Origin of the sequence: uncultured Nostoc sp. (assembly GCF_964245575.1) — a bacterium.
Lineage (GTDB): Bacteria > Cyanobacteriota > Cyanobacteriia > Cyanobacteriales > Nostocaceae > Nostoc.
Genome location: NZ_CAXTNP010000011.1, coordinates 47,895 through 58,563, shown reverse-complemented (window position 1 = coordinate 58,563; position 10,669 = coordinate 47,895). Strand labels below are relative to the sequence as shown.

The following is a 10,669-nucleotide window of genomic DNA, read 5'->3' as shown; positions in this document are numbered from 1 at the left end:
TTACCCCCATCTACCGTTTGAGTCACTAAATAAGAGCGGACAGTATCTGAAAATGGGGCGCTTACATACAAGGAATCATTGCCATCTCCACCCGAAACCGTATTGTTGCCAGTAGAGTCGCTAATATCAAGGTAGTCATCCCCTACATCCCCCCTGAGAATATTATTTCCAGTAGAGTAGGAAGCATCAAGGTAGTCATCCCCTGCATCCCCCCTGAGAATGTTATTTCCAGAAGAATAGGAAGCATCAAGGGTATCATTGCCCAGACCACCAATGAGAGTATTGTTGCCCGTACCACCCCGCAGCAAATCGTCACCACTTAACCCATCAATTTTGTCATTGCCTTCCTGACCATTCACCACATCATCTGAGTTGTCTAAACCCGTAATGTTGTTATTCAGGTCATTGAGGAAGGTGACTGTATTCTTAATACCAATACTCGTATCAGTAGAGTTGGCATCCAAGACATTAAAATCATCAGTGATGCTAGTTTCCCCAGCGAATAGGATATTACCAATGGCTGGCCTTGTACCAGAAGCTTTCAGGTTATCCAAATCTTCTAATTTGAAGTTTTGCAGGATGATTTTTGTGTTATCATCTTCCGTTTCAAAAGTGATTTCTAGATTGCTACCGTTTTGGGTAAGTAGCAAATTTCGCGTAGTAAATTTAGAATCCAAGAATTGGATAGTATCGACTTCGGCAATTACTGCTGCTGTTGGATTTGTTCCTTTTCCGACGCCTCCGAAATCAGTGATTATATCAGTGCCATCGACTTCGATTAAGCCTTGATAAAAAATTGAGCCATTATAAACAAATGTATCTTTGCCAACGCCACCTGTTAAGGTGTCGTTGCCACTGCCACCAGTCAAGGTGTCATTGCCATAAGAGGCTGTGATGATATCATTGCCAGCTTTACCATTAATTCTATCAGCACTGTCAGTACCTACTAGCGTGTCATTTGCCTTGGTTCCATTGATATTTACCATAAATTGTTCCTACCTGAATCAATGTTTGGGAGTAATTTTGGTTCTCAGTTATTAGTGCCGTTTTCAGGCACGAAAGTTAGCCAAAATGTGATGCTTGGACATACTTTAATTTCACTTTTAGTAATTACAAATTTTTGATGAAGATTCTCCTCCTGATTAACTTGGAAGTATTACTTATCCAACCACTTGGGCTGTTTAATCCCTCTTTCGTCACTTTCGGCAGAAAATAATCTGTAACCTTTGCCCAGATAGGGTTTTAACTGTAGAGCTTTGTTTGAAGGTTTCTATTAGCTTGCGATCGCTAATCTTACCACTAAATCTAGGTTTCATCATTTAGCTCCAATTTTTATTTACCCAGAGTGACAAAAGAGGGATTACAAAATTATCTGATAAAAATCGACACTAAAAAATGTATAAAAAGGGAAGTTATCATCTAAGTGCTGAAAGTCTGTCTGAATATATAGATTTCTGGGTTTTTTGATTAGCAGCTATCACCAAACCAAGTAACCGCTATGATAGTTGAGGTCTGCTATGCTTTGACTAAACAAAAATAAAAGCATAGCGATCGCTACCATTTGAATGTTAATAACTTATCGCTTTGCAACCAGTTGACTTTACTACTCTCACAGCTGCTTGTAGCGAAATCCGCGCTAACTGGCTACCATCACGCTTAGAACAGGTTTACCAGCGCGATCGCTACACTATTGCTATGGCATTACGCACCCTGAAACAGCGAGATTGGCTACAAATTTCTTGGCATCCCCAAGCTGCACATATTTGTATCGGCGATCCACCACCGCGATCGCCAGATACCTTTACCTTTAGCCAACAACTAATACACCAATTGAGTGGTTTAGCACTGGTAGCTATTGAAGCGATCGCCCCTTGGGAGCGTGTTATTGATTTACAATTTGCCCGTCGTCCTGGAGAAACCGCCCTATATCATGTCTATGCAGAAATCATGGGCAAGTATAGTAACGTCATTCTCACCGATGCCAACAATATAATTATCACCGCAGCCCATCAAGTCAGTCAGCAACAATCTAGCGTCCGTCCCATCCAAACTGGACAACCTTATGAAACACCGCCAAAACTGACTGGAACTGTCCCCAGTTTGAACGAATCCCCAGAACGTTGGCAAGAACGAGTAAGTTTAGTGCCAGGAGCAATCAAGCGGCAATTGCTGAAAAGTTATAGTGGCTTGAGTGCAGCACTACTGGAATTAATGCTGCTAGAAGCAAATATCGCACCAGAAACATCCACCGATATTCTCAACCCTGATGATTGGCGACGGCTATTTGAACGCTGGCAAGAATGGCTGCAAGCGTTGGATTCCAGTAAATTTCAACCTGCTTGGACAAAAGATGGCTACACCGTAATGGGTTGGGGTGCAGTTGAAAAGGTTAAAGATATCCAGGAGTTACTCAACCACTACTACAGTAACCAAATTGACCAACAGTTATTTTTACAATTGCGCCATCAGTTGAGTCAGAAATTGAATAATATTCTGGCGAAATTACGCAACAAGGCTCAAACTTTTAAAACGCGCTTGCAGCAATCAGATCAAGCCGATGAGTATCGACAGAAAGCTGATTTATTGATGGCTCATTTGCAAAACTGGGAACCGGGGATGAAAGAAATTATCCTTTCAGATTTTGATACAAATTTGCCAGTAGCGATCGCTCTCCAACCAGATAAAAATGCTGTCCAAAATGCCCAAAGTCTTTACAAACAGCACCAAAAGCTCAAACGCGCTCGTGCTGCCGTGGAACCGCTACTATTGGAAGTGCAGACAGAAATTGAGTATTTAGAACAAGTAGAAGCTGCGATCGTTCAGATAGACACCTACCAAACAGCAGAAGATTTGCGAGCTTTAGAAGAAATCCGCGAAGAGTTGATTGGGCAAAAGTATCTAGAAGATCCAGAATACCGCAAGAGCAACGCCAACGAAGTCCCTAGCACCAACTTTCATCGTTACCTTACCCCCAACGGCTTTGAAGTATTAATTGGTCGCAACAATCGCCAAAATGACCAATTGACCTTTCGTGTAGCTGGGGATTATGACATCTGGTTCCACGCTCAAGAAATTCCAGGGAGCCATCTGCTACTACGTCTAGAACCCGGTGCTGTTGCAGAAGAAGCGGATTTGCAATTTGTAGCTAATCTTGCCGCTTACTACAGTCGCGCCCGTCAGAGTGAGCAAGTCCCAGTAGTTTACACTCAGCTAAAGCACGTCTACAAACCCAAAGGAGCAAAACCGGGAATTGCAATTTACAAGCAGGAGAGCATCCTCTGGGGGAAACCACAAATGGTTAATAGTCATTAGTCATTAGTCATTAGTCAAAAATTAAGATTCTTCCCCTGCTCCCCCTGCTCCTTTTCTACCCTGCGATTTGCTGAATTATCCTGATGGATAGAAGCTTTTTAGCTTTGTTCATATCTTTTTTTGATGAAGTTTCACGAAAAATCTGTGTTAACGGTTACAATATTGTTAAGAAAAGTTGCCCGTTGCATTTTGGGAACGCGCAATTGGGTTTTAACTCTCTTGAGAAGACAACGCAAAAAAATGTTCCAGACCAGCTGTGGGAGGCTGGTCTTTTTGTTTTTTACAGCAGTTTTCATGTATTTGAACCACATCTATCGTAGGGGCACAGCATTGCTGTGCCCCTACCGCGTGGTCTATTTACCTGAAAATAGCTGTAAGTGCTTAAAAGGTCGATTTTTAAGGTCAAATTTTGACCCTATTTTCCATGCCTACGCACCCATTAAAAAAGCTTCCACAAGGGAAACTAACAGGCAATGGGCATCAGGGATTGGGTTTACTGGCTTAAGATGATGTTTAGCTTTATGCAGTGCTAGCAGTCTCTCTTGGACGTACCTATCGGGAGCATTTAAAATTCTTCCTTCCAAGGTTGCTTTGATGAGTGCTGACTGCTCATCGGTCGGTGAGTTCATCTGTTCTATAGCGCTCGATAACTCTTGCATAAAAGCAAAAGTGACATTCCTTAGTCCTATGTTTTGGAATTTATGGCTGATTATCGCAAAATAGGAAATCTCAGGGGGTCTATTTTGCTGTATTCTATGCCAGGAACCGGACTTGAACCGGTGACACGAGGATTTTCAGTCCTCTGCTCTACCAACTGAGCTATCCCGGCTGGGGCTTTTGTGAGCCACGATTAATAAATGTAGCAAACATCCAATAAAATAGCAAGCCCTTGGAGAAAAAGATTTATGCAGCTTTCAAATTCAACTTAAACCAGATAAAAACGACTACAAATAGTAGAAATTGAACAAGAACAATACTTGGGCCAGAAGCAAAGTTGAAAATACCTGACACAATGATGCCAGCAATGCTGCTAATGGAACCAACTATCACCGACATGACTAGAAAGCGGTTAAAGTGGTGACTCATCAGTTTGGCAGTAGAGGCGGGAATCACCAAAAAGGCGTTCACCAGTAAAACGCCGACAGCTTTAATCGCTACAGCAACGGCCAGTGAAAGCAAAACTACAAACACGTAGCGGTACAACTGGACGGGAATACCTTGAACTTGGGCTACATCGGGGTTAAGGGTCAATAAAATTTGCTGGCGCAGAGTTGATAATAAAAATATGCTACCTCCCACAAGTACTAGCAGCGTCAAAATCAAATCTGTGGTATCGATCGCTAGAATATCGCCGAACAGCACTGCCATCAAGTTGCCACGATATCCTTTAATTAGGCTAGTGAGAATCACACCGATCGCTAATGCCCCAGATAGCACTATGCTAAGGACGCTATCGCTACCTAAGTCGGTTTTGTCGATAAAGTAGAGGACAATAACCCCAAAAACCAACGTGAAAGGTAACAGCATCCAAGTCGGATTTATTTGTAGCAGCACACCTAACGCCACACCTACTAATGCTGCATGACCAACCGCGTGGCTGAAAAAAGATAACTGGCGCAAGGTGACAAAACTACCCAACATCCCGCCAAGTATTCCCATTAACACAGCACCGACGATCGCACGCTGCATAAAGGGGAATGTTAACAAGCTTACCAAGTCATTGCTATTGGCGATCGCTAGCCTTGCTATCTGACAATCATTGAAGAAATTCATACTTATAAGCTTTAATGTTGGTGCTGGTAGCGACTGAAACCTGGGCCGTAGGTTGCTAACAGGTTTTGCGGTGAAAGGGCAATTTCTGGCTTACCAGTACAAACAATACTTTGGTTCAGGCAAAGCACGCGATCGCAATGGCGATTTACCATATCAATATCATGAGAAACTTGCAATACTGTCCAACCCTCCTGACGCTTTAATTCATTTAGCAAAGCGTAAAAATCTGCTGAACCTTGCACATCAACACCAGCAAAGGCTTCATCGAGTACCAAGAGTTTGCGAGGCATTACCAAACAATAAGCCAATAAAACCCGCTTGAGTTGACCACCGCTAAGAGTACCAATAGCTTGATGCTGTAAATGATAAGCATCGGTTCGCCGTAAAGCTTCTCCTACTGCTGCCGATTTTTCTCGGTCTTGTCTCCACAGCTTGGAAAAAAATAAATCCCCTTTTTTCGCTTCCTTGTCCCATCCAAGTCCTACTAACTCGCTAACAGAAATGGGAAAGCTGCGGTCAAAAATGAAGTTTTGCGGCATATAGCCCAACAGGTGACGTAAACGCCCCAGCTTTGCAATTGGACGATCCAAGATTTCAATCGTACCAGCACTTCGAGGGATCAAATCTAAAACCGCTTTTACCAGAGTACTTTTACCAGCACCATTGGGGCCAACGATGGCTGTATCTGTTCCTGGCAATAATTCAAAGGAAACATCTCGAACAGCTAGATAGCTGCCTTGATAGACAGTTAATCCTTCTACTTTTAAAATAGCAATGTCATTAGTCATTAGTCATTAGTCATTGGTCATTAGTCATTGGTCATTGGTCATTGGTCATTTGCAAAGGACAACTGACAAATGATAAACCTATTTACATGCCGTTTGCAGAGTTTGCAAGTTAGCTTTCATAGCCTTAAAATAATGCTGTGGATCTGTTTCGCCAGTTTCCAGAGAATCCAGAGGACGCAAAGTTAACTTCAAGTCTTTGGAGAGGCTGGATAGAAGTTTGTTATCTACTCCTGGTTCGCTAAATAAAGCTTTAACTTTGTACTTTTTCACCGCATTGACTGCATTTTGCACATCCGTTGGTGAAAGTTGATCTTCGGGAATTTGTACCACAGCAACTTGCTTGAGGTTATAGCGTTTAGCTAAATATGGAAACGCATCATGAAAGGTAATAAAGGTGCAACTAGGAGTTTTCTGCAAAGTCTGCTGAAATTCGCTGTTTAAACTTTCTAATTCTTTAATATAAGCCGCAGCATTCGTCTCATAAGTAGCTTTGTTCGCTGGATCAGCAGCAATTAATCCATCCCGAATATTAGTTACCTGCTGTTTTGCCAAAACTGGATCTAACCAAACGTGAGGATTACCTTGGGCATGTTCGTTGTCTTTTTCTTGTTGGGTCGTTTTGACAACGGGTGAAATTTCATTTAAGGGTTTAATACCTTTACTAGCATCAATTTCAGCTAATTTGCTATTTTGGGCATTTTTAACAGTACTGTCCAGAAATCCCTCCAAACCTAAACCATTTTTTACTAACACATTTGCAGTTGCGATCGCCTTGACATTTTCGGGTGTCGCTTGGTATTCATGCACCTCAGTACCAGGTGGCACTAGAATTTCTACATCTGCGACATTTCCAGCCACTGCCTTAGTAAACAAATATATCGGCAAAAATGTTGTCACTACTTTAGTTTTTCCCGACTGCACCGATGGGGTAGAAGCAGCTTCCTGTGCTTGCGGCGACTGTTGGGAAGTTGTTCCCTGATTCGGATTCGATTGGCTACAGCCAGCAGTTATTGACAACATCAGCAAAGCAATTATGGGCAAGATGCCGCTTCTTTGCCTGCTTGTTCTAATTTCTCTGCAATTCACAACCACGGTGTTTTCTCCTCAAAACGGATGCTTGTGCCTCTGCCACAATTCCTATTGACAATAAGACGTATACTAAATTTTATAGTATAATAATTCTCATTCTCATTCAAGACACATAATATCATTCTGGGTTTCCTGTGTAATGAATGACAAGAAAACTTTTTCAGACGGTACAGCCCTCTGCAATTTAGTTTTCCCTGAATAATTAGGATTTCTTGACTTTTTTTGCTAAAAAGTTTGCTTACTTCTGATAAGATTGCTGACAAATATTCTCATAACGTACACATTTAAAAAAATGTGGTTTGGGTGTGAATTGGAGATCAGTGTGAGGAGAAAAATGCAAAAATTCTGGAAATATCTGTTAGTTTGTCCAACAGTCTGCGGTGTAATACTATTTGTGAATACTGCTACATTTGCAGGTGAAGCTTCTAGCACGTCTGAAATAAATCAACCGCAAGTTTTAGCTAATCCAGACGCAAAAGATCAGAACATAGCGCCAGATCAGAGAATGGGGCAAGTTACCTCCGTGTCTCAATTTTCTGATGTACAACCCACCGACTGGGCATTTCAAGCATTGCAGTCCTTGGTTGAGCGCTATGGCTGTATTGCAGGATACCCAAATAGTACTTATCGCGGAAATCGGGCATTAACGCGATATGAATTTGCGGCTGGTTTGAATGCTTGTCTCGATCGCGTTAACGAACTAATTGCCACCGCCACTGGCGATTTAGTTAACAAACAAGATTTAGCCACATTACAAAAGCTGCAAGAAGATTTTTCAGCAGAACTTGCGACACTCCGAGGTCGTGTAGATGCAGTAGAAGCGAAAACTGCTGAATTGGAGGCAAATCAGTTCTCAACCACAACCAAACTGCAAGGAGAAGTTATCGCAGTCGCCAGCGATGTTTTGTCAGGAAATACAGTCAACGGTGCAGAAATTACAGACAAGAATACAACTTTAGGGTTACGGGCACGGATAGAACTTGTGACCAGCTTCACAGGGAAAGATACGCTGTTCACCAGAATCCAGGCTAATAATATTCTCAGCCCTAACATTGGTACACCAGAGGGTAACTTATTCTTTGCTGGTGATGGTACGACTAATGCTTTTATAGATGCCTTGTATTACAAATTCCCTCTGGGTGAAAGAACACAGGTTACTGCTCTTGCCAACGCAGCCGCAGCAGATGATATTACCAGTACTGTCAATCTCTTTGACGGTGATGGCTCCTTTGGTGCTTTGTCCACCTTTGGTACACGCAACCCAATTTATGGCCAGATAAACGGCGCGGGGTTGGCAGTAACGCACGAGTTCAGTGATAAATTGGCACTGAGTCTAGGGTATTTGAGTGGTACAGCTAATGACCCTACGCCCAATAATGGTTTGTTTAATAGTTCTTACGGTGCGCTAGCACAGCTGACAGTTAAACCAAGCGATCGCATTTCTATTGGTTTAACTTACATTAATTCCTACAACCAACCACTACTCACGGGTAGCAATGCAGCAACTCTTGCGCCCTTGGATTTAGATGGCGATGGTACGCTAGATTCCCGATTTTCCAGTAATTCTTACGGTGTCGAAGCATCCATTGGCATCACTAATAACATAGTCTTGGGTGGTTGGGCTGGATACACCAACAGCCGCACATTGAATGGGAATCGTGGAGATGTTGACATTTGGAACTATGCCGTCACCCTCGGCTTTCCCGACCTTGGTAAAGAAGGTAACTTAGCAGGTATCATCGCTGGTGTAGAGCCGAGAGTGACAAGCTCTAACGTCCCAGGACTGGATAGAGATGCGGATACATCCTACCATCTTGAGGCGTTCTACCAGTATAAATTGACTGAGAATATCACCATTACCCCAGGAGTCATCTGGTTAACATCGCCAGATCATAACAATGACAATGATGATGTTGTTATTGGCGCACTAAGAACCACATTCAGTTTCTAATTTTCAAATATTAAAAGAAGACGCAAATTTTTCTTTTACGTCTTTTGTTTTGTATGTAATTTTAAAAATCAAACTCAGCATTTTTACTGGGTTTGATCAACTCAGGTTTGCACAGCAAATTCTTCTGGTTCTATTCCCCAATTTACCCAGCGAATTGCTTCACGCGCTGAGTTCATCTCAGGTGGAACTCGCAAGGCATGAATAAACCCTGTACTGGGGCAAGTCATTTTTAATAAGTAAATTGGTTCTTCATCTACATCATTATCTATTTTTAATAGAATATATTCTTTCCAAAAATCTAATTCAATAGCTTGTAATTCTTGGCAAATTCTGGCGTAACCAATACCCTGAATTAACACTCGGCGTAGTTCGGCGTTTTCTTCTGTTAAAAGCCATTGAGATTGCCATTGCTGCGGGTGGATTTTACCGTATTTTTCAGGCAAGGTTACACCGTGGTAGGAGTAGAGGCTATATCCATCAGTAAATTCAATGGCAGGTTCGCCTTCAGCGTGGAGACGATTTTGATTGTCAAAAGATAATTTTGTGGGACGCTCACACATAACTACTAGACTTTCTGAACAAAAAATTAAGCCACAATATTCAGCTACATCCTGCATAGCTTGCAAATGTCTTGCTGGATAAGCGCAATTTAAAACAGAAATACAAAAATCAAATAAACAGCTATAAGCTAACCAGTATTTTGGTTCAAAAGTATTATATCCATCTATTTTAAATCTTTTGTCTACAGTTAAATATTTTATAGAAGAATATAAATCTATTAATATTTCCTGGTCAATATTAATAGTATGAAAAAGGTTTGCTGAAATTAAATTCCAAATAGATTTTCCAAGTTGATTGCGAAACTGACTTAAAAGGTAGCTATCTAGTTCTCCTCTTGGTTCTATCCATACACTAAACCTGCTAGAAGATATAACAGTACGAGGACTATCAATAAATATAATCTCAGGTTTAGCTAAATCATTTAAAGCATAGGCTTTATTTATCGATTTTACAGCTTTTTTCCTATTTATCTTCTCAGTTGAAAGCGCGATCGCTCTCCACTTCTGGCGATAAACTGGAATTAAAGCCTCTTGCTCAGGCGTTAAATTTTCAATCAGCGACATAACGCCAACCTTCAGGCTCGTATTCCCGCTGAATTTTCACCATCCAGTCACCTTGGGGAATACAAATAGCTTTATGCTCCTCATGGGCAAGCAATGCCGACTCTGAAAACACACGCAAATAGAGTGTGCTATCTTTTTCGTATAATTCTGCGTTTACCTCAGTAATGCAATGCTTATGCCTTGTAACTTCGCCTTCTGCCAAAGTTAAGTGAGGTATTTTTTGTCCTTCAATTTGTTGCACAGGCAGTAAGATTACATCACCTTGACGAATTGGTTGCATGGTTTTGCTTTCCTGACATGGGTACAAACCCCACTTCGCTTTTGCTCTCAAGTTTGGTTTAATTTTGGCACAAGCTCTTAGGGATTGGGAATTGGGAATTGGGCATAGGTCAATTCAATAGTTATTCTTCCCTTGCTCCCCCAGCTTTCTCATCTCCCATTCCCCATGCCCCATTCCCCATGCCCCAATGATATTTTGAAAACTGTAGTCGCCAATTATGCGTTAGATAAGTTAAAGATTGAAATAGCTGGAAATTCACACCCAGCGTTCACCTCCCCTATCCTCTGGGACATACTGGGCCCTAAGTTCAGCAGATTTTATCCCAAGCAGGCAGTTTATGTGAGGATTAAAT

General features: G+C 41.7%; 9 protein-coding genes and 1 tRNA gene. 2 read left to right on the top strand and 8 right to left on the bottom strand.

Annotation, left to right across the window (positions count from 1 at the left end; translation table 11 throughout):
• A partial coding sequence (locus ACFFAP_RS03130) for a calcium-binding protein (RefSeq protein ID WP_375509854.1) occupies positions 1-986 on the bottom strand: 986 nt, incomplete at its 3' end.
• A 598-nt stretch (positions 987-1,584) separates the two neighbouring features.
• On the opposite strand from ACFFAP_RS03130, the gene ACFFAP_RS03125 reads away from it, so the two are divergent.
• Positions 1,585-3,312, top strand: a complete 1,728-nt coding sequence (locus ACFFAP_RS03125; RefSeq protein ID WP_375509853.1) for an NFACT family protein — start codon at positions 1,585-1,587, stop codon at positions 3,310-3,312.
• Between the two features lie 428 nt (positions 3,313-3,740).
• Here ACFFAP_RS03125 and ACFFAP_RS03120 read toward each other — a convergent pair whose 3' ends face one another.
• From ACFFAP_RS03120 to ACFFAP_RS03100, 5 genes are all read right to left on the bottom strand, one after another.
• Positions 3,741-3,941: a hypothetical protein gene (locus ACFFAP_RS03120; RefSeq protein WP_375509852.1), complete on the bottom strand. Its 201-nt coding sequence runs from the start codon at positions 3,939-3,941 to the stop codon at positions 3,741-3,743.
• Between the two features lie 127 nt (positions 3,942-4,068).
• Positions 4,069-4,141 (bottom strand) — tRNA-Phe (locus ACFFAP_RS03115).
• A 74-nt stretch (positions 4,142-4,215) separates the two neighbouring features.
• Positions 4,216-5,085 (bottom strand): metal ABC transporter permease, encoded by an 870-nt coding sequence (locus ACFFAP_RS03110; RefSeq protein ID WP_375509851.1) that lies wholly within the window; start codon positions 5,083-5,085, stop codon positions 4,216-4,218.
• Between the two features lie 11 nt (positions 5,086-5,096).
• Complete coding sequence (locus tag ACFFAP_RS03105; RefSeq protein ID WP_375509850.1) at positions 5,097-5,873, bottom strand: metal ABC transporter ATP-binding protein; 777 nt, start codon at positions 5,871-5,873, stop codon at positions 5,097-5,099.
• A gap of 78 nt (positions 5,874-5,951) precedes the next feature.
• Complete coding sequence (locus ACFFAP_RS03100) at positions 5,952-6,893, bottom strand: metal ABC transporter substrate-binding protein (RefSeq protein ID WP_375509856.1); 942 nt, start codon at positions 6,891-6,893, stop codon at positions 5,952-5,954.
• A gap of 403 nt (positions 6,894-7,296) precedes the next feature.
• Between ACFFAP_RS03100 and ACFFAP_RS03095 the strand changes: the two genes are divergently transcribed.
• Positions 7,297-8,913: an iron uptake porin gene (locus ACFFAP_RS03095; RefSeq protein WP_375509849.1), complete on the top strand. Its 1,617-nt coding sequence runs from the start codon at positions 7,297-7,299 to the stop codon at positions 8,911-8,913.
• 101 nt (positions 8,914-9,014) lie between these two features.
• Here the strand turns inward: ACFFAP_RS03095 and ACFFAP_RS03090 are convergent, their stop codons facing one another.
• Together ACFFAP_RS03090 and ACFFAP_RS03085 are read right to left on the bottom strand one after the other, a co-directional pair.
• Positions 9,015-10,037 (bottom strand): DUF6745 domain-containing protein, encoded by a 1,023-nt coding sequence (locus tag ACFFAP_RS03090; protein WP_375509848.1) that lies wholly within the window; start codon positions 10,035-10,037, stop codon positions 9,015-9,017.
• Positions 10,024-10,317, bottom strand: a complete 294-nt coding sequence (locus tag ACFFAP_RS03085; protein WP_375509847.1) for a hypothetical protein — start codon at positions 10,315-10,317, stop codon at positions 10,024-10,026. Before ACFFAP_RS03085 ends, ACFFAP_RS03090 begins: the two co-directional genes overlap by 14 nt.
• Between the last annotated feature and the right edge of the window lie 352 nt (positions 10,318-10,669).

What these genes read in the sequence shown, in the direction of transcription:
- ACFFAP_RS03120 (WP_375509852.1), bottom strand. Translation starts at nt 3,941, where the DNA reads ATGAACTCACCGACCGATGAGCAGTCAGCACTCATCAAAGCAACCTTG.
- ACFFAP_RS03110 (WP_375509851.1), bottom strand. Translation starts at nt 5,085, where the DNA reads ATGAATTTCTTCAATGATTGTCAGATAGCAAGGCTAGCGATCGCCAAT.
- ACFFAP_RS03105 (WP_375509850.1), bottom strand. Translation starts at nt 5,873, where the DNA reads ATGACTAATGACATTGCTATTTTAAAAGTAGAAGGATTAACTGTCTAT.
- ACFFAP_RS03100 (WP_375509856.1), bottom strand. Translation starts at nt 6,893, where the DNA reads ATGTTGTCAATAACTGCTGGCTGTAGCCAATCGAATCCGAATCAGGGA.
- ACFFAP_RS03095 (WP_375509849.1), top strand. Translation starts at nt 7,297, where the DNA reads ATGCAAAAATTCTGGAAATATCTGTTAGTTTGTCCAACAGTCTGCGGT.
- ACFFAP_RS03090 (WP_375509848.1), bottom strand. Translation starts at nt 10,037, where the DNA reads ATGTCGCTGATTGAAAATTTAACGCCTGAGCAAGAGGCTTTAATTCCA.
- ACFFAP_RS03085 (WP_375509847.1), bottom strand. Translation starts at nt 10,317, where the DNA reads ATGCAACCAATTCGTCAAGGTGATGTAATCTTACTGCCTGTGCAACAA.